Below are 18,530 nucleotides of genomic sequence, written 5' to 3'. Positions count from 1 at the left end.
AGACGCCAATGGGTAGAACAGGAATTGTCGGATTAAGGCTCTTCTTAAGATAGCTAAGTAATGAATTTTCATTACTTTACGTTGTATAGTGCCAAAGCTCTACTAGAGGGAAAAAAGCCTTATTTACTCATGCCATTTTGAATCCCTCTAGTTACATACTAGGGGGATTTTTGCGTAAAAAACAGGGAATAAGCGATAGAATCTTCCTAAACAAAAGTCATATTTAGTAATTGACGAGAACAAGATTCTATTCATTAGCAAATGTAATATTATGTTTTGTTTTAAATCAGGAGGATATTAAAATGAAAAAAATATTAAAACTCGATTATCTATTGCTCCTTCCTCTATTCATAACATGTACTTTAGGTATTATCATGATGTATAGTGCAAGCTCCATTGTCGCTGTCCAACATTACGGTTATAACAGTAGACATTTTGTTGATTCTCAATTAACAAAGCTACTTTTAGGAACAATAGGATTAATAATTTGTGCTTTACTCCCATATGAAATATGGAAAAAACGAATAGTCTCAATCTGTATTATGGTTGGGGGGATTTTTTTATTAATTATGGTTTTATGGAAAGGAAAAGTGGTAAATAATGCTCAATCATGGATCTTTGGAATACAGCCAGCTGAATTTCTTAAATTAGGAACAATCCTTGTAACAGCCCGTTTTTTTGCATTGCGACAAGAACAAGCTAAAAATAACTGGAGTGGTATCGGAAAACTTTTATTTTTTTTAGCTACAATTTTTTTTCTTATCTTTAAACAACCAAATTTAGGATCTGCACTTTTAATATTAGGTATAGGTTTTAGCATATTTCTTTGTTCAGGAATAAATATAAATCTACTAATCAAAAGAACTACCATCGGTTCTATTTTATGGTTACCTATTTTATATTATTTGATTCAATATAGTTTATCAGAAGTTCAAAAGACACGTATTACTACGATTTTCAATCCCTTTCTTGATGCGCAAGGAAATGGATACCAGCTTGTAAACTCTTTTATTGCCATGGGCTCTGGAGGAATCACTGGTCGTGGATTTGGAAATAGCATACAAAAAACAGGTTATCTTCCAGAACCACACACTGATTTTATAATGGCAATAGTTTCTGAAGAACTAGGATTTATTGGTGTATTTATTCTATTGGTTGGAGTTTTGACTATAGTACTTCGCTCCTTAAAAATTGCACAATTATGTGTAGATCCATTCGGCAGTTTTATAGCAATTGGTATAGGATGTATGATTGGTATGCAATCAGTTGTAAATTTAGGTGGTATTACGGGACTATTTCCTCTTACAGGTACTCCATTTCCATTTGTAAGTTTTGGTGGAAGTTCTTTAATGGTGAATTTAATAGCAATAGGAATATTGCTTAATATCTCAATTTTCAATAAAATAAAACTTTCTCCTTTTTAAAATCTATTGTACTTTAGTCATTTTTGTTACATTTAGAGAGATTATGCAGGCTTTCATAATGATTTGATTAAACTGTAGATTTATTAATTTTAAACCAACATTTAAAATATTTTATAGCATAGAATAGACAGTATACAGTAGACACCACTAATATCTACTAGGTGAATAAAAAAGAAGGAGAAAATAAATGACTCTAAATATAAATAGAGTATTCCCACGTAATTGGTATGCTGTGAGTTATGTAAAAGATATAAAAAAGATCCCAGTAAAAAAAGAGTTGCTGGCAAAGATTTTGTATTATATCGGGATGAAAAAGGCGAAGTTCAGGCTCTATCACCTTACTGCCCTCATCGTGGCGCTGACTTATCACTGGGACAAGTAGTAAATGGTAAACTAGTCTGTCCCTACCATGGTTGGGAATTCGATAGTTGTGGTACTTGTGTAAGAATTCCATCCCAACCCAATAAACCTATCCCGAAATTTGCTCATACCTTCTCATACCCTGTAAGAGAAAAAATTGGGTTGATTTGGATATACCCTGATAGTGAGGAAACTCCACCTGAATGGAAAACTTTTCATGTAATGGAGAACACTCCTTTTAAACTCTCTTTCTTCCACGCCACTTGGAATGCACACCTTACTCGATCAATCGAATCTGTGCTGGATACTGCTCATCTTGCTTATATACATAAAAAAACGATTGGTAGAAAAACAAAAGCCGAATCAACCAATTATAAGCTGGAGGGAACACTGGATCAGTTTATATTCTCAAATGGTGATGCTTACCTTGAATACAAATTCCCACATCAGTGGATGCTTCACAGTGGCAAACAGGAGAATGAGTCATTTATTCCGTATATTACGTTTACACCAATTGATGAAGAAGAGACATTAATTATGGGATATACCGGAAGGACATTTTTAAAGTACTTCCCTTTACTAGACCAAATTTTAGCTAAATTTAGTTTAAGAGTACTAAAAGAGGATCAAATTATTGTAGAAAGTCAACATCCTAGACCTATACCAGAAGCTTTAAAAATGGAGGCCCATGTTCATGCAGATATGGCTCAAATTCAGTTTAGAAAACGTTGGTTTCAGTTTTTACAAAATGGGTCTTGTTTTTCACTTGATTAAAGGCACGTAACGCAGTATTAAATATAGGTGTAGTGATGTTGATAGACGTGGATGCTACCCCATCGCCATCAAGCTAAAATTTTATAGTACCCCCTGAACCCAATTTTGTACTAACTCGTAACAAAAAATCCCTTCAAAAAAAGAAAGGCGCCTATGCACCTTTCTTTTGTAATTCATTCTCACTCTCTTAGCATTCAGAATCCCTTATGAATCACTTTAATGCATCATTGTACGGACCTAATGACTCTTTAGAAAAGTAATAATTTGTCTCCTTACTTTTCAGTAACATATTTCCTCTTATTATTAAAAATAAGTCGTTTCTACTTAATATTTTTACTATAACTCTAACTAGTGCTAACCAAAGGATCATAATAAGCCAAATATAATTTATTAATCACGTTTAAAGTACATAAGTCTGCACTGATTGAAAATGCAGAACCAGCATTAATATCGTTTAGCGTATTTCTAATCCGCTAACGACTTAAATCACCTTATTTCACTCTCTTCGGTAAAGTTGAGCCTGAATGTTCAATTACTGGATGAACATAAACATTAATGTCAGCATTACTAAAATAATTTTCACCTTGATCCCAATTCTTACTTATTTTCTTCCATTCTTTATAATTATTCCGCTTATATACTTCTCCTAATGCTAATACATCCACCTTATATTTTTTTGAACAAGCTTTATTGATTTTTGAATCCTTTGCTCCATCTCTTTTGAAATATCCTTCGTTAAGCGTTTTTCATCCATAACTTGTTTATAATCGCTAAAATGCAACTCCGCCAAAGTACCCTCGAGAAACAAATAGACGGATGTTTCTTCTCATTTCATGATCACGAATATGTACATCTAGCGTATTCTGTAAAACATTAGGATTCGAGAGTAATTTTTCAGAAAAAATAATCACTTGTATATGCGGAAAAAATAATTCACGACTAATTTTTTTAGCAATAATTCGTATTTGTTCAAATACACTATCTGCTTTTGCACTCACATTAATATAATTATTCCCTGCCCCTTTTCCACCTTGCTGCGCTAACTTACTGGGAAGTACCATCTGATACGTCCCTTTCATAATTGGATTTGATTTCTTTTCCTTAACAATATCGTAAGACGCGCCTACTACAAATCCTCTTTCTTCTATCTCCATTAACTCAGAGCAACCACTGTATTTTTCTGTTTAACTGTTGGGATTCAGCTCATAATGAAACATATTTTTACATAAAAGACTTTCGTATATAAATTTTTCAAATGATTTATTAGCGAATTGTTGACCAATATCACTTTTTTGAGTGAGTAATTTTTTAGATTGATGATGTAATGAATTTTGTTCGTTTCTTTTATGTAAAATATTCTAGTTTTGCATTAGGAAAGAACTGTTTCATATAGGAATAGAGATAATTTTTTATATCCTCTTCTTCTTCTCTTTGATAAATGTATTTTCCGATTCCATATTTCCCCCATTTATACCTTCTTTTCTCTTCATCTAATTCTAATTTTGTCATCGGGTAGTTTTTTTCAATCACTCTCTTAGCTGGCTTTGTAAAACGATGTTGAATAAATTCAAATGTAATATCATCCCGTGCATCAAGAGGTAATTCAGCATTTAGGCGTTCAAACATATGATAGTATCCTTCCTTCCAGCCTTCATGTAGGTAAATAGGAGCTACAATGAAACCAAGAGGATATCCAGCTCTAGCTACTTTTCCTGCTGCCTCAATTCGCTTAGCTAAGGGAGAAGTTCCTGGTTCAAAGTTTTTAATCACATAATCAGCGTTTACACTAAAGCGAAATCTTGTTTTTCCATTATGTTTAGCATCAAGTAAATGATCTACATGGTGGAATTTCGTAACAAATCTCAATTTCCCATATTCAGATTCTCCAAAATGCTCAATGGCCCGTTTAAGGGTATGCGTTAAATAATCGATTCCTACAATATCTGAAGTACACGACGCTTCAAATCTTGTTACTTCAGGTGCACGCTCTTTCATGTATTTATCAGCAGCATCTAAAATTTCTTCAACATTTACATACGTTCGTATATAAGGCTTACTTCCCATCGTTGTTTGTAAATAACAATAATGACAATGTCCCATACATCCCGTTGCAAAAGGAATTGCATACTCTGCTGAAGGCTTGGAAGTATCGAATTTCAGTGTTTTTCTAACACCAACAACCAGCGTGGATTTTGCTACTCGATACTTTTGAAAATCGTTATCCCCTGGCAAATCTCTTACTTGATTATGAGAAGTAGTATGTCGAATTTCAACATCCATCTTTGAAAACTTCTCAAACAGCTCTTTCCCCAAAGGATAATCTAGTGCTTTCGGTTCAAAATATACGAGCTTAGGCATAAATGGCTTATTCATTCTAACATCCCCTCTGAAATATCACCATAATAGTAAGTGTAAGCTTGGTTTGCCTCATCTTCGGTAGCATATATAGCCATCTCATTTGTTAGTGGATAATACGTTTCGTAAAGAAATAGTGCTAATTCATTAGGTCTTTCAGGATTATTTACAACTGCTGCAGCTTGTATGTTAGCTACGTCTTGAGTATGAGGATTTCGGTAAAAAATATAAACAATGTCACCAGCATGATACGTATTACTTTCAGAAGAAAATTCCATTCCATCACCATCTCATTTCATAAAATTCAATGCTCACAGTTTTACTTTCTAATTTCCTTGTAGTGTAACTATTTAATTACATTGATAATGATTACGTCATACAAACATATTTGAAAAATGAATAATAAATGTACTCCCAAAAAGGCAAGCATATATCAATGCTTGCCTTTCGTTCTAACGACGATGTTCAACAAGATCGATTACACCTAAAACGACGTGTGCTAAACCAAAACCAAATACTGTATTTGCAATCATTTTATTAGTTCCACGAGTTTGTTTAAGAGCATAACCTGCTGCTGTCACTGCTGTACCTAAAGCTGTTGGAATTAATCCTTCACGAATGTCCACAGTGATGCCTCCTTGTTTCGCAGTTAGTAAATTTGTTTTAATAACTCTAGGTAAAGTATTAAAACAAGTATTAGTATTTTTCTTTTTAATAAAATTATGTGAAATTTTTATGAATAATATTTTAAATTCATAACAGCTATAAAGATTGAAAAAATTATTAATTAACAAATAAGAAAATATCTTCAAAACGTATTTTCATATGAAAATTTTATACCTCTGACAAAAAAACTTTGCGGAAATTCTCTCCATAAAAAGTGCTCCTAAATTTATATAGGAGCACTTTTTTATGAAACACTATTCTTTATTTGCTTATGAACCACTTTATTATAATAACCATGCTTTACAACCTGCCTAAAATCATCTATCTCGATATCCATTCTTTCCGCAATATCTACAACAATTGTATTTTGTAAAACATTCACCACAAATCCTATTAATTGCAAATTAGGATTTTTACGATATGAAAATTGAACGTAATCCCCAAGTGTTACTTCTTTATTATGCTTCATTTGGCGCCCCCTAAATTATCGATAATTATACAATAGTTTTCCCCTTTTTCACTTCTACATACTGGGTCACCAGTTTATCATTTTAGCCAATTCATCTCCCACCTACTTATTTCGCGTTCCTTGAGGAAGGGGTCTTCTTGGTTAAAATGATAAAAGTTATGCATATAATAAAAAAAGACAAACTCTCCAATGTGAGGAGTTTGTCCAAAACCATGATTTCTTTAGTTTAACAATATAGAATTCAGTTCCGATAAGAATCTTTCTTTTTTCCATATCCCACGATTTTTGCATCGATACTAACAATAGTGGATTAGAATAATGACTTAATACTTGCTAGGACAGTAAGAATACCTATAATAATGACAAATACATTGCTCGATTTCCCTTTGTATTTAGCAAGTACTGATACTTTATGGATTGCATACATTGGTAGTATACATAAGATAGCAGCAACTAGCGGACCGCTAAGGGCATCAATGATTCCAAGAATACTTGGATTTGTATAAGCAACATACCAGCATGTTAATACGACAAAAGTAAGAATCATTGTCTTAACTGTTTTTTCTCCTATATCTTTCCCACGTTTTTTACTGGACTTGATAATCATGTCACGCATTACCTCATACGCTCCTATATAATGACCAAGGAAAGACTTTGTAATAGCCACAAATGCAATGATAGGAGCTGCAATAGTGATTACTGGCGAATTAAGCTCATTAGCAAGATATGATAGGATTGACAAGTTCTGTTCTTTTGCCACCTTAAGATCATTTGGAGTCAAACTTAAGGTACTGCTCCAAACAAAGAACATAACAACTACGAATGTCATAATATAACAAACTTTTTGTATTTGAGCACATTTAGCATCAGTAGCATCTATTCCATACGTAGCTCTCTGTTTCATAACAAATGACGAAATCATAGGCGAATGATTAAACGAGAATACTATGATTGGAAGTATCATCCATATCGTTCCTAAATATCCTGTTCCTGTTGAAGCAGTAGAAACACTTGAAAAACTAAGCATTGACGTATTCCACTGTGGAATCAAAGATATTGCGATAAAAAGGAGAGAAGCTATAAAAGGATACACTAGCATGCTCATGATCTTTACAGTTATATCTTGACCAAAATTTAGTATAGCGATAAGACCGAGTACTAAGACAAGCGATAAAATGGACCTTGGAGGCTCCGACATGTGCAATTGATGCACGATAAAGCTACTAGCGGTATTTGTAAGTGCGACCGAGTACATCAGCACGATCGTATAAATGGAGACAAAATACACAATATTAAAAATGATACTTGCCTTATTTCCAAAATACTCTCTTATTGTACCTGTAATCCCCTCATCGGCAGAGTTCGAAGCGTAAATCATTTTAGCAAGCGCCCTATGTGAATAATACATAACAGGATATGCAAGTATGGTAATTAACAGCAATGATAATAAACCACCTGAACCTGCATTAATCGGTAAAAAGAGTACTCCTGCTCCAATTGCTGTTCCAAAAAGGCTCAATGCCCAGGTAGTATCCTGTTTATGCCACTTTTTAGGGTCTAGATATTGCTCATTTTTTACTGCAGTGTTATCAGCTTGAAATTCTATGTTTTTTGCAGTATTCCCATCCATATAATAATTCCTCCTTGTGTCCTATTCTTAATTTTCTTTTTTTAGATATAGGAATATAGACCGTTCTTGAAAAATGAATAGCTTATATAGTGCGCCACAACGAATATCCCCCTTCTAGGTTAATAAAAATCAAAAAATTAGCGAAGCATCAACCTGAAGGGTTTATTACCACTTATAAAATATTTTAATTATATAGTAGTATATTTTATTGATAACTCCCCCAATATACAGACATCCTTAGGCGAACAATAGAGTAAAGATTGTTAAAAATTTCACAATACACTCGATAACTTATTGATTTAATTGTTTCTCCCCAAAGATTTTATTTTTAATGGCAATTCCTGTAGGTGTAGCTGCAATACCACCTAAACCTGTCTCTCTTAATTCGCGAGGCATCTGTCTTCCAATTCTATACATGGCTTCAATCACTTCGTCAGCATTGATGAGATTGTTTACGCCGGCTAATGCGATGTCCGCTGCTGCTAAAGCATTTGCCGTTCCAATGGCGTTTCTCTTTACACAAGGAATTTCTACCAAACCAGCGACCGGATCACAAACTAAACCGAGTAAATTTTGTAATGCAATCGAAAAAGCTTCAGAAGATTGCTGTGGCGTTCCACCCGCAGCTTCTACCGCAGCTGCAGCCGCCATCGCTGAGGCACTTCCTACTTCAGCTTGACATCCTCCGTACGCTCCTGAAATACAAGCGTTGTTTGCGACTATCGTTCCAAATAACGCTGAAGTGAATAGAAAATGAATCATATCTTCATGACTTAACTGCAACGTATCTTTAATACTAAATAGGACTCCCGGAGTCGTCCCACTCGCACCTGCTGTTGGAGTTGCACAAATAGCTCCTAATGCAGCATTTACTTCATTAACACCGATAGCACTTTGAATCCCTAACACCATCAAATCTCCAGAAAGAGTTTTCCTATTTTCTCGATAGTTTTTAATTTTTACAGCATCCCCTCCGGTCAAACCTGTTGGAGAAAATACACCGTCGCCCTCGATACTTTTATTTATTGCATGTTGCATAGTCGCTAAATTTCGTTCCATTTTACTCCATACTTCTTCATAAGAAATTTTAGTTTGTTTGATTTCCTGTTCGATTGCTAATTCATAAATTTGCTTTTGGCTTTTATTAGCTGCATCCACAATTTCTTTTATGGCCATATACATATTTTTCACTCCTAAATGTGACTAAAGAATAATAAGATTAGCTATATTGCTTAAATCTCCTAATTCCTTCTGAGCATTACCTGGCAATATCGAATCCAAAGCGAATGCATATAAATATTTTGTTTTATCTTCCAAACTATGAAAGTTGTTAATTTCCACATCATATTGTTTAAAGATCCTGCGTAAAACAAATTCAAAGTCAGCTCTTTCTGAAATCGCAATAACAACTGGCAATGGCCCCTGCAGATTTAAGCTAAATCCATCAATTTCAACATGTTTGACTTCAATCAACCCACCACCGACCGAAATCCCCATTACTCTAATACTTCGACTTTCATCCTCTGCATATACATCTGCCGTATTTGGATGACCAGCAGGACTATTACCCAATTTTTCAATAAAGGTAATGTCAATTCCCTTAGACTCTGCTATTTTAATAGCATCTGGCACTTTGCTGTCATCAGCAGCAAAGCCTAATATACCAGCAATAATTGCAAAATCAGTTCCGTGACCTTTATGGGTTTCAGCAAATGATTCATAATACTTTACCACAACTTTTTTGGGAAGACCTTGAAATAATTTATTAGCAACTGTTCCAATAGCCAAAGCACCTGCAGTATGTGAACTTGAAGGGCCTATCATTATGGGCCCAATCACATCAAAACAACTTTTGTATTTAACAATCTTTTTTTCTTTAATAGATGCTACATTTATGTTCATATAAGCACCCCCATAATTTATTATTTTTAGCTGTAGTTGAATCTAAGTTGTTAGAATGATCGATTCAAAACAAGTTTCATTTGATAACGCTTTCTTTATTGAGTTGAATAAACTTTCCTTCTAATCCGCTATCCACCGTATAGTAATCATATCAGTATGTCCAATTTTAAAAAATTACTGGCAAGTTCTTTAGAATTTTTAATCCAAAACAAGGTTTGATATTTTCTCTAGAGGTAATAAATTGTGTCTCGACGCCCTCATTATAACTTGTATATTTATAAGTTTAATCTTTTTTTATTTTTAGAAAGATTGAATAGACAGAATTTTGAATAGGTAATAAATCACACTTAGTATGTAGCAATTGTGTCCTTTGTTTGAAGCTGTATTAGTTAGTAAAAAAGCAAAAATAACACAGAGTTCCTTTCATAAACACATTGATTATATTGAAAAATCATTATAAAGATACTTATATTGTCTTTTGTTTGAACATCTTATTTTGGACGGGAAATCTGTTGCAATAAATAATTCATTCAGATGAAAAGGAATACATTAATGAAATTTAAAACCACTTCCGTATACTAATTACACAATTTGTATAAATATTAATTATCAGAAAAAACAAACTTCCCATTCGGATCTTAACATAAAGGATACATTCCAAATAACAATGGAGATTCTGCTTTATCAATTTCTTTATACGTTATATTTCCCTCTTTACCTGCAACAGCAACTTGTACTTTTTCATTTGTTTTCACATCTTCTGCACCTATTGCACCACCCGCCAATAATCCTTTACTTAACAGACTCTCGTGAACAAAAGTTAGAGAGTTATGGAACAAAATATAATGTGTATGTACATACATTTCTTTTAAAAGAAGTTTTGTAGTATGCAACTGAATTAAAAAAATATAGATTTTTATGACTCTTTTTAGGGGATATAGCAAAGTGGGATCTTTTATATGCACATTGCTATACCGAACTAGATTTCAGCATAGTATTTTTTTGCAACTCATTGATTTTTACCAAACACGTATAAAAACCAAAAATATGAAAATAAATGACTGGCTAAAATTTTACTTTCAATAAAATAAAAAAGAACCTGCAAATTTGCAGATTCTCCTGATAATGATTTATATGAGTAAGACTCGGAAATATAATACAATGATTCAAAAATAAGTTCAAGTAAATTCAAAGAACCCGCTGGAGTTCGAGTTCTTTCAGAAGTGATGATGTTTTCTAGGCTTAGCAAAGTGAGAAAATACAAGAATATAATACATTGAGATTTAGAGAATTTCAATACTTAAATTAGAGGTTATTTTAATATGATGTAACATCAGCATTTTGAAGGAATAGCAATGAATACCTTATACATTCCCAGTCTACATAACGCTTTATTATCAGTAGAAAGAAAAAGGAAAATCCCTACTTTCACAATAAATCCGTCTTGCTACTCTATTCATTTTTTGATACATTCCTATCCACCGTTTTAGGCTTCTCTTTTGTACTGTGTTAGCCGAAAAATTGTATAAATCATAATTCGTTTTTCTTCCACCTGTTTCACCCTTTCTACACCCTAGTTTTACAAAATAAGAAGTCATCAAAACTTATATTTATTACTTTCTGTTATCTCCTTTCTCTTGTTCTATGCATAGTCTATCTGAATTTTTATTAGCTACTAAAAAAAGAATTTACAGGACGATTAAAAAAAGCCAAGTGCATTGCACTCGGCTTTATGGTCGATTAAACAATTTTACTTCAGACGTATTAAACTGATGTAGATAGTCTTTAGTAGAAGTATAGCCTGAATTCATGAGTGTTTTCTTTTCTTCTTCTGTGATATCGAAATTAAACGACGGCGTAAAGAATGTATTGATAAATACAGTACGGGCAGCATCTTCTTTGGTTGTTTTTCCGCTCTCATGACCTTTGATCATCGTTTGAGACAAATTCCATGCAAAATGAATAAGAGAATGGCCAATATGATGTTCTGTTGAAGTTGCGATATGTTTTAACATGGCAATCTCGGCCTGAGATTCTAAACGGAAACCCAGTGTTTCTTTGTTGTAGACAATTTCATCTGCAGGATCAAAGAAAGATGCATTGTATTTCGTGTGTAAGCTTCTTAGTGTAGAATGATCCTCCGTATTGCTTACCAGTTTATTAACCTCGTCAATCGTATCTGTGGTCGTGAAGTGTTCTTCTTTATTCACAAAACTTTTCCGATCAAATAAACGAATTGGGTAGTTATCCAGTACACCTCCGTCTACATAATAATCTTTATCCCATTCCACAGATTTAAAAAAGAATGGGATGGACATCGAAATCCGCACAGCAACTACTAACGGGACATCAGGTGTCGTTTCGCGAGAAAACGTACGAAGCTGGTGTGTAGAAATGTTCGTTCCTTGGAAAAACACGTCTTTTCCTGTTTTGTCATATAACTGCTGAAAGGTTGTGTCCTTACTCCCTGTCCACTTTTCAACGATCTTTCCTACCCACTCAGTGAAGAAATCCCCTTTATAGATACCAAAACCATCAAAAAATAAACGAATATTATCTTGTACAATCGAAAAATCATCATCTTTAAACGCTTTAAAATTCATGTCTTTGTGGATTTTTACAAGATCTGCGAATGGAATGGAAAGACCTAAAAGTAATGCAGTAATCGCTCCTGCTGAAGTCCCCCCAAATCGTTGTATTTCTGGTAAAATCCCTTCTTCATTTAGTGCACGGATGGCACCTATATAAGCGCTTCCCTTTACTCCGCCACCTTCAAATACTAAGTTACGAAATGGATATGCCATTATATACCTCCAATAGAGAAATTTTCGATCTGTTATAGTATCGGAAGTATATTGAAATATATTCCAAATGGTATTAAGAAAGCTTCATGCCCTCCGATACATATGGCGGAATTATCTTTATTCAATGGATGAATTGTTTGAAAGAGAAGGAATCTGCTTGGAATGGTAATTTAGTAGGATAGGAAACAGGAAACGGAGCGTATCTATGGATGCACTAACTAATAACCCTTTTTGAATCGTATATAACGTAACTTCTTTTCCGATGTATCCTCAAAGTAAAATCACGAGCAAAAAACCAAGAAACAATCTACATTTCATAAATCCCTCACCATCTATAACATACAATCCAGTGAAATAATTTGTTTCAGATACGTAGAAATATGATTTAACCAGCAATCAATAATCAGGTCTTCTTACCCTAAATATACCTGAATCTATTTGTTTCCATACCGGAAGAGTTAAATCATTTTGTTCCCATTCATGCAATTAAACAGATATGTATAATTGCATATCCATTAAATCGCTTTTAGTGCTATATTTTAATAGCGATGAATGCTATTATTTCATAAGTTGTCAACAAGCGTTATGTATGTATGAGAAAAAGGAAGGAGCCAAATAGGTCCCTTCCTTTTTCTACTAATTAAATAAATTACTCTCTGGTAAAAATTTAATTAGTGATGCTCCTTTACAAGCGTCTGATTATGCATTAAAAATGCTAGCTTTGCTTGCTGTCGGAAAAATTAAAGATGATAGCATTAAGTTATTAAGAGACAAAAATTCATCAACACGAAGACAGACTCGTCTTGGCTAGATAAATTTGGTGATAAATACAGGAAGTAACTCTTACGATTCAATGATTCCTTTTCCTGCCTTCTACCCTTGCCACTTCTGTTTCATGACTTGCAAATATAGATCTTCAAACTCGTTAAAATGGACGCGAAAAGCACCTAATGTATCGATATAAGCAGTAATCACATCTTCTTTATTAAAATGGATCCCTTCCTGTGCAATATCATAGCTATCATCAAGGCTGTATAAATCAAAATATTCCTCTTCCCAATATACGCCTCTGTTTACTAGTAAACGAGTGGAGCAAGTAAGCGCTTGTTTCACATTACATTTCTGAGCTACTAACTTTTCATTTAAGACAGAAAGAAGGATATTTACCGAGTATTTTTCATCAACTATGCGGCTATATGACAGTAAAGCCGATTCTATATATATCAGCTTTGCTTTAGACATTAAAGATATCTCCATAATTTCATATGGCGGGTGCTCATTTGCTTCAATCAACCTATCGCACCATGAAATTACCTCCTCTCTATCCCAAAGCCCGCAGCCTAGTCCTAATGCATACAAGTGGGCTAACGTTTGATAAGATTTCAATATGTTTCACCTTCTATTTAACTGTATAGTGTTATTGCATTCATTTTGGAAATAATCACGTTTAGTAATAAATACAATAAACTCCCCAAACGGACAGCTTATTTGCATTAAAAACGCTACACATGAACTTTTGCTTTTTTTCGACGAATAAGCCACCAAACTAAAGATAGCAGTACTAGAGGGAACGGAATTACCTGAATAAAGAAAAATACTTTCCAAAAATCGTGCATCGTACTACCAGGGGAATCTGTTGCCATCCCGCCAATAAAAAAAGACAATGGAATGACAAGTATATTTATACCTAAACTAATCATTAGAAATGATAGATTCTCCTTCCAGATTATTAGTAATGCAGCCACGATAAATAAAACCAATGCAATACCCAGTATAAGAAACAGTGCTCCAAAAAAAAATACAAAGTATAAAATACCATTGATTAAAGGTTCCACAATAGCCCTCCTAAGGATTCATTCTATAGAAACACTCATGTTATTTAGAAAGTCAGGATGCTAAACCTCTTAGTTCTCTTTCAATTTCTTCATTGCTATAGTCTTCTTGTCTTCTACCATTTTATCAGCTAAGAATACTTTATCTACATGCTTATATTCTGGACTGCGTTAGGACATATGTTTCTATTGTACAACCCGCTAACACTTAGACCTGCTAATACGATACCTTTAAAGGCTCTGTTCATATTCATTTGCCCCTTTTATCTTTTCGTATTTTTTTCTCCATCCATAGACAGTCCATTATGAACGTTTTCATTATAAGTATTGTCTGCTGTTACTGTTTTACTTTCCTTACTATCTGTTTCGGCCCTGATTCTTCTCGTTTACCGTTTCAGTATTACACTTCAATTCGCATTATCATTACATAAAAAGGACATACCTATTCATATATACCCCTTTATTATTTTATAAAGATTATACAAAAATTAACAATTAATCATTTACTCAACAATAGATAATATGGATAAAGAAAAAATACTAGAGAGTATCACAGTGTAGTAGTCTCCTAGTATCTGTTCATAGTATTTTAACGGCTATGCAAATGAGGAGGGATAAAAAAAGACCTCTTACGGAAAGATAAGAGGTCATCAAGAAGATAAAAATGTTGTATTTGAAACACGCGAGTTTCTAATTCACATCATAACACAGTATATCCATATATTCAATATATACATTAAATAAAGGAATGTATGTTCAAAAAACACACGGAATATTAATTTGGAACAGTATGTTTTCTTCTTTTATCCTACTTTTTCTACACTGCCGTAATTGTAACAATGGATGGTATCCTCTGTATACTGATGAGCAATTGTAGCAAGTTTTTCTAAATTCTCTTCCGTTACCTCATGAGTAAACAGAACAAAATTACTGTCGGATTCGGAGTCTGTTGAAATGGAACCATCGATCCGTTATGAAATGTTGAGCTTGCATCTCCTAGATTCCATGTAAATATTCGCTAATTCCAATCCCCTTTCGTGTCATTTTATGTTTAATATAGTCTCGTACCGTACAAACGGGAAATGTTGTTAATTTGAAAAGAGAGCGGAATAAAATTTCTTTATCGCCTCTGTTCTTTCTTCTGTATGATAGAAAAAACGGAGAAAGATGGAATTTTATCTATCCTCATCACTTGTTAGAAAATTCTAATTTGATTAAATTAAAAGAAAATGATATATTGATTTTAGAATAATAATCCAATTAATGGATGACAACCTAATACCTGTAATTGGACTATGACAATGTCAGATAAACGAGAGGAATTTAATATGAAAAAATTATGTTCATTTGCTTTAATCGGTGCCTTAACCTTTTCGGGTTTTATCGTTTTAGACAGTACGCTACCTGATAAAGCGCGCGCTGAAGTAAATACGATTAAGCAAGCTTCAGCTGTTGTGGATGATTGGCCATGGCAGACGTATTTCTTATTGCATCACAACGTGGACTATATACAAGAATTAGCCCCTGGTACGTTAAAACAAGGTGATACGTTTGATACGACGGTATATATAGGCGGAAAAGATGTAGGTGTTGTAAAGATTTATCGATTGAACGGAGAAGGTAAATTGCAACGCTACAAAACCATTTCTGCAGGTGAGGCTGGACACCACTACTATTCTAGGTTCAAAACACCAATTACAACGGTTTACACACCAGGTACATATGTGGCAGTACTAAAAGTAGACAATTCATATTATTATGGTGGCTCCTTCCAAATTACAAAGTAAAACATATAGGTATATTTGTCTGAAACGCACTGGGTTACGGTGCGTTTTTGTTATCTAACGAATAAATGATCACGCGGGAAGTCAAAGCATATTATCGAAACGGAGCTGAATGTGATGAAAATTGTAACAGTTAATGCGGATGCAACAATCCATGTTGGTATTTTAAAAGGGATGACAGGATGTGTTACTAGTTATGATGCGGATACTGGGATGCCGAAATCTAATTGGATCCATTTACAACGGTTATAATTAGGTCTATATTTCTAACGCAATAAGGTTTGTATAGGATTCTTTAGAAAATTAATATTTGATTTTTATAGTGATTCAATACATTCTATGATTAAAACTAAGTTACATATTTTAAAATCATCACCAGGAGAATCTGCAAATTTACGGGTTCTTATTTAAAACATAATGCCAGAAAAGCTGAGGTGAATAAAGTGCAAAGTTTAAAATCTTTAAAACGTGACGTATACATTTTTCTTCCATTTTCTATTTATTTTTCCTCCATTTTTATTTCATTCTATATTATAGAGAATACATTCAACTTGCTAAGTTTTTTACCAGCACTTGGAACCCTGTATGTCTGGCTAACTAGTGTGATAGACATTAAAAATAAAAATTACAAAATAAAATAAAAAAGCATCTGAACTAGATGCTTTGCTCTTAATGTTATAGAATATTGACGCCCATGACCATACAGCTACCAAAAACAATACATACCAAACCTAAAAATATTAAAAACTCTGGCAGATCAAAATGTTCGAGTAACGCGCCTATTAATAATAAAAAGGGATATACTAGAATTTCAATCCAGGTTACGCCCCCTGCTTTCTTTATTTCTCGGTAAGATACAACGCTGACAAGTAAAACGCCTACTACAATCAACCCTATTCCTAACATCATCCATTCACCCTTTTGAAAATTTAGTATTTCACTTTCATATACTGCTCTTTTACGAGCACCAATAATTCCCTCAGTTTCTTCTCTACAGGATGTTCTTGATTTTCTGGTACTTCTCTCCCGTATGATGAGAAGCTTTGTGAGCAAGCACTAGTTGTAACTGCCAATTTCGTGTATGAGAATGTATGCTCATTTTCTTTACCAATGTTTTCAGTAGTGCCTCCATTTGAACCAACGCGTATACAGCTTTCATCAAGTTTGGTGCGCTTACCTTCCTTGTTAACCGTGTAATACGTGTCATTGACTTCCCCATATTTCATATCGGCTGTAGATGTAACTGCGGTCCCGTCTGCAGAAAAAGTGACGACACGAAATCCATCTTCTTCTGGCAACAACTCAGCTCCTGGAACATTGTATATAACCAAAAGGTCTCCTTCGTATGCTTCAGGAATGAGATAGATTGTATCTGTAATGTCTTTTCCGAATCGGATACAACCGCTTAAAAGAATCATAATAAAGATCCCGCAATACATTATAACTTTTCTCATAGAGTCTCTCCCGTTATGTGTAAGAATGTATAGTATGTATTATATAATTCAATATATTCCCTTGGATAGAATAAGTTTCTAGTTTGAAGACGATTTTACTATTGTCATATAAAAGAGTTATGTCAGTGGATGATTAGCACAAAGAGAAATGGAGTGAATTGATGAGCAGACGTTTTGCATTAACATATGAAAATAAGATTTTGAGAAAGATAATAATTACCGTAAGTATTGTCATACTCGTTTTCATTGCAACAGGGTGTGATTCTGTCCAAAATGATGCAAAGGATGTAACGGAGATTCCGCTAAACAGCAAATTAGAATCCCTTATTTCAGAAAGTATCATTGCCTGGAATCAAGACAAATTAAATCATACAGAAAAACAATTTGAGACGCATGTAATCTATGGAACTGAAATGAAGGATGAAAAAATGTATGTCTACCTTCATTCCCTCATGCAAGGATACAACCGCGAAACACAGACAGTTTCTCAAGCAGGACATTTACTTCCAATCCGTGTGACGGTCACAAAAAATGGGGATGATTACATCATTGAAGATTACCGTGAACCAGGAGATGGTGCTGAAAATGAACCTACTTTGCGCAACATGTTCCCGAAAAAGTATGCGGATCAAGCACTCACTATCTCAAATGAAACGATTCAATCATTAGAATCTCGTATGCAAGAATATGTTTCTAAGTGGCTGGAAGATACAAGTAATAAGAGACAAGATAGATAACAAATAAAATATTCATAATCGAATATTTTACAAAAAAAGGAGAGATATAATCTCTCCTTTTTCTACTTTATACCTAGCATTATTTGTTATATCCACCAAGTTGCTGTTCTGCCATAGCAACGAGACGTTTTGTGATTTCTCCACCTACAGAGCCGTTCGCTCTTGCAGTTGAATCCGCGCCTAATTGTACGCCGAATTCTTGTGCAATTTCATATTTCATTTGATCTAGTGCGCTTTCTGCACCTGCAACCACTAAAGAGTTGTTACGATTGTTTGCCATCATATATCACCTCCTGTACGTTTAATATGCTACGAAACAAAGAAAATATTATTGGTAAA

General features: G+C 33.9%; 17 protein-coding genes, 3 pseudogenes and 1 riboswitch. Of the genes and pseudogenes, 5 read left to right on the top strand and 15 right to left on the bottom strand.

Features of this window, described 5'->3' with window-relative positions; genetic code table 11:
* Positions 1-117: riboswitch (M-box (ykoK) riboswitch) on the top strand. This riboswitch is flagged as partial in the annotation.
* 185 nt (positions 118-302) lie between these two features.
* Both OXT04_RS21660 and OXT04_RS21655 read left to right on the top strand, forming a co-directional pair.
* Complete coding sequence (locus OXT04_RS21660; protein WP_000722115.1) at positions 303-1,424, top strand: FtsW/RodA/SpoVE family cell cycle protein; 1,122 nt, start codon at positions 303-305, stop codon at positions 1,422-1,424.
* A 187-nt stretch (positions 1,425-1,611) separates the two neighbouring features.
* Positions 1,612-2,558: pseudogene (locus OXT04_RS21655) on the top strand (Rieske 2Fe-2S domain-containing protein).
* A gap of 211 nt (positions 2,559-2,769) precedes the next feature.
* On the opposite strand, the pseudogene OXT04_RS21650 reads toward OXT04_RS21655, so the two are convergent.
* From OXT04_RS21650 to OXT04_RS21595, 12 genes and pseudogenes are all read right to left on the bottom strand, one after another.
* Positions 2,770-2,868, bottom strand: a pseudogene (locus tag OXT04_RS21650) (HXXEE domain-containing protein); the annotation flags it as partial.
* Positions 2,869-3,049: 181 nt separating this feature from the next.
* Positions 3,050-3,730: pseudogene (locus tag OXT04_RS21645) on the bottom strand (Ger(x)C family spore germination protein); the annotation flags it as partial.
* Between the two features lie 172 nt (positions 3,731-3,902).
* Complete coding sequence (gene splB, locus OXT04_RS21640; protein ID WP_267417516.1) at positions 3,903-4,931, bottom strand: spore photoproduct lyase; 1,029 nt, start codon at positions 4,929-4,931, stop codon at positions 3,903-3,905.
* Positions 4,928-5,191: a transcriptional regulator SplA gene (locus tag OXT04_RS21635; protein WP_000396091.1), complete on the bottom strand. Its 264-nt coding sequence runs from the start codon at positions 5,189-5,191 to the stop codon at positions 4,928-4,930. Before OXT04_RS21635 ends, splB begins: the two co-directional genes overlap by 4 nt.
* Positions 5,192-5,365: 174 nt before the next feature.
* Entirely contained in the window at positions 5,366-5,539 is a 174-nt protein-coding gene (locus OXT04_RS21630) for a hypothetical protein (RefSeq protein ID WP_000354585.1), read from the bottom strand.
* Between the two features lie 284 nt (positions 5,540-5,823).
* A complete protein-coding gene (locus OXT04_RS21625; protein ID WP_090976639.1) occupies positions 5,824-6,048 on the bottom strand; it encodes a DUF2187 domain-containing protein in 225 nt (74 codons plus the stop codon).
* Between the two features lie 310 nt (positions 6,049-6,358).
* Complete coding sequence (locus OXT04_RS21620) at positions 6,359-7,678, bottom strand: aromatic amino acid transport family protein (protein ID WP_090976637.1); 1,320 nt, start codon at positions 7,676-7,678, stop codon at positions 6,359-6,361.
* Between the two features lie 291 nt (positions 7,679-7,969).
* Complete coding sequence (sdaAA, locus tag OXT04_RS21615; protein WP_110496615.1) at positions 7,970-8,860, bottom strand: L-serine ammonia-lyase, iron-sulfur-dependent, subunit alpha; 891 nt, start codon at positions 8,858-8,860, stop codon at positions 7,970-7,972.
* Between the two features lie 21 nt (positions 8,861-8,881).
* Positions 8,882-9,580 (bottom strand): L-serine ammonia-lyase, iron-sulfur-dependent subunit beta, encoded by a 699-nt coding sequence (gene sdaAB, locus OXT04_RS21610; RefSeq protein WP_001024890.1) that lies wholly within the window; start codon positions 9,578-9,580, stop codon positions 8,882-8,884.
* Between the two features lie 1,730 nt (positions 9,581-11,310).
* A complete protein-coding gene (locus OXT04_RS21605) occupies positions 11,311-12,384 on the bottom strand; it encodes a patatin-like phospholipase family protein (RefSeq protein WP_000331130.1) in 1,074 nt (357 codons plus the stop codon).
* 873 nt (positions 12,385-13,257) lie between these two features.
* Positions 13,258-13,770, bottom strand: coding sequence for a hypothetical protein (locus tag OXT04_RS21600; RefSeq protein WP_000844532.1), 513 nt, complete (start codon positions 13,768-13,770; stop codon positions 13,258-13,260).
* Between the two features lie 116 nt (positions 13,771-13,886).
* Entirely contained in the window at positions 13,887-14,219 is a 333-nt protein-coding gene (locus tag OXT04_RS21595) for a hypothetical protein (RefSeq protein WP_267417500.1), read from the bottom strand.
* A gap of 1,325 nt (positions 14,220-15,544) precedes the next feature.
* Here OXT04_RS21595 and OXT04_RS21590 point away from each other — a divergent pair.
* Positions 15,545-16,003, top strand: coding sequence for a DUF5065 family protein (locus tag OXT04_RS21590; RefSeq protein ID WP_267417498.1), 459 nt, complete (start codon positions 15,545-15,547; stop codon positions 16,001-16,003).
* 114 nt (positions 16,004-16,117) lie between these two features.
* On the top strand, positions 16,118-16,252 hold the full coding sequence (locus tag OXT04_RS21585; RefSeq protein ID WP_255259031.1) for a hypothetical protein: 135 nt from the start codon (positions 16,118-16,120) through the stop codon (positions 16,250-16,252).
* Between the two features lie 423 nt (positions 16,253-16,675).
* Here the strand turns inward: OXT04_RS21585 and OXT04_RS21580 are convergent, their stop codons facing one another.
* Positions 16,676-16,909 carry a hypothetical protein gene (locus tag OXT04_RS21580; protein WP_002152897.1) on the bottom strand — a complete coding sequence of 78 codons (234 nt, stop codon included), beginning with the start codon at positions 16,907-16,909 and terminating at the stop codon, positions 16,676-16,678.
* A 20-nt stretch (positions 16,910-16,929) separates the two neighbouring features.
* On the bottom strand, positions 16,930-17,454 hold the full coding sequence (locus OXT04_RS21575) for a DUF6843 domain-containing protein (protein WP_090976633.1): 525 nt from the start codon (positions 17,452-17,454) through the stop codon (positions 16,930-16,932).
* A 161-nt stretch (positions 17,455-17,615) separates the two neighbouring features.
* Here OXT04_RS21575 and OXT04_RS21570 point away from each other — a divergent pair, with 161 nt between their 5' ends.
* A complete protein-coding gene (locus OXT04_RS21570; RefSeq protein ID WP_110496614.1) occupies positions 17,616-18,191 on the top strand; it encodes a peptidase M56 in 576 nt (191 codons plus the stop codon).
* A 79-nt stretch (positions 18,192-18,270) separates the two neighbouring features.
* Here the strand turns inward: OXT04_RS21570 and OXT04_RS21565 are convergent, their stop codons facing one another.
* A complete protein-coding gene (locus OXT04_RS21565; protein WP_000002881.1) occupies positions 18,271-18,471 on the bottom strand; it encodes an alpha/beta-type small acid-soluble spore protein in 201 nt (66 codons plus the stop codon).
* Positions 18,472-18,530: the final 59 nt, after the last annotated feature.

Source organism: Bacillus sp. GC_Bacil_1 (genome assembly GCF_026540675.1).
Classification (GTDB): domain Bacteria; phylum Bacillota; class Bacilli; order Bacillales; family Bacillaceae_G; genus Bacillus_A; species Bacillus_A cereus.
Note: the sequence above shows the minus strand (reverse complement) of the source record. Positions and strands in the feature narration are given on the sequence as shown.

Bases quoted from the DNA above. Each gene is read 5' to 3' on its own strand.
- sdaAA (WP_110496615.1), bottom strand. From the start codon at position 8,860: ATGTATATGGCCATAAAAGAAATTGTGGATGCAGCTAATAAAAGCCAA.
- OXT04_RS21570 (WP_110496614.1), top strand. From the start codon at position 17,616: ATGAGCAGACGTTTTGCATTAACATATGAAAATAAGATTTTGAGAAAG.
- sdaAB (WP_001024890.1), bottom strand. From the start codon at position 9,580: ATGAACATAAATGTAGCATCTATTAAAGAAAAAAAGATTGTTAAATAC.
- OXT04_RS21625 (WP_090976639.1), bottom strand. From the start codon at position 6,048: ATGAAGCATAATAAAGAAGTAACACTTGGGGATTACGTTCAATTTTCA.
- OXT04_RS21660 (WP_000722115.1), top strand. From the start codon at position 303: ATGAAAAAAATATTAAAACTCGATTATCTATTGCTCCTTCCTCTATTC.
- splB (WP_267417516.1), bottom strand. From the start codon at position 4,931: ATGAATAAGCCATTTATGCCTAAGCTCGTATATTTTGAACCGAAAGCA.
- OXT04_RS21620 (WP_090976637.1), bottom strand. From the start codon at position 7,678: ATGGATGGGAATACTGCAAAAAACATAGAATTTCAAGCTGATAACACT.
- OXT04_RS21590 (WP_267417498.1), top strand. From the start codon at position 15,545: ATGAAAAAATTATGTTCATTTGCTTTAATCGGTGCCTTAACCTTTTCG.
- OXT04_RS21585 (WP_255259031.1), top strand. From the start codon at position 16,118: ATGAAAATTGTAACAGTTAATGCGGATGCAACAATCCATGTTGGTATT.
- OXT04_RS21635 (WP_000396091.1), bottom strand. From the start codon at position 5,191: ATGGAATTTTCTTCTGAAAGTAATACGTATCATGCTGGTGACATTGTT.
- OXT04_RS21580 (WP_002152897.1), bottom strand. From the start codon at position 16,909: ATGATGTTAGGAATAGGGTTGATTGTAGTAGGCGTTTTACTTGTCAGC.
- OXT04_RS21575 (WP_090976633.1), bottom strand. From the start codon at position 17,454: ATGAGAAAAGTTATAATGTATTGCGGGATCTTTATTATGATTCTTTTA.
- OXT04_RS21565 (WP_000002881.1), bottom strand. From the start codon at position 18,471: ATGGCAAACAATCGTAACAACTCTTTAGTGGTTGCAGGTGCAGAAAGC.
- OXT04_RS21605 (WP_000331130.1), bottom strand. From the start codon at position 12,384: ATGGCATATCCATTTCGTAACTTAGTATTTGAAGGTGGCGGAGTAAAG.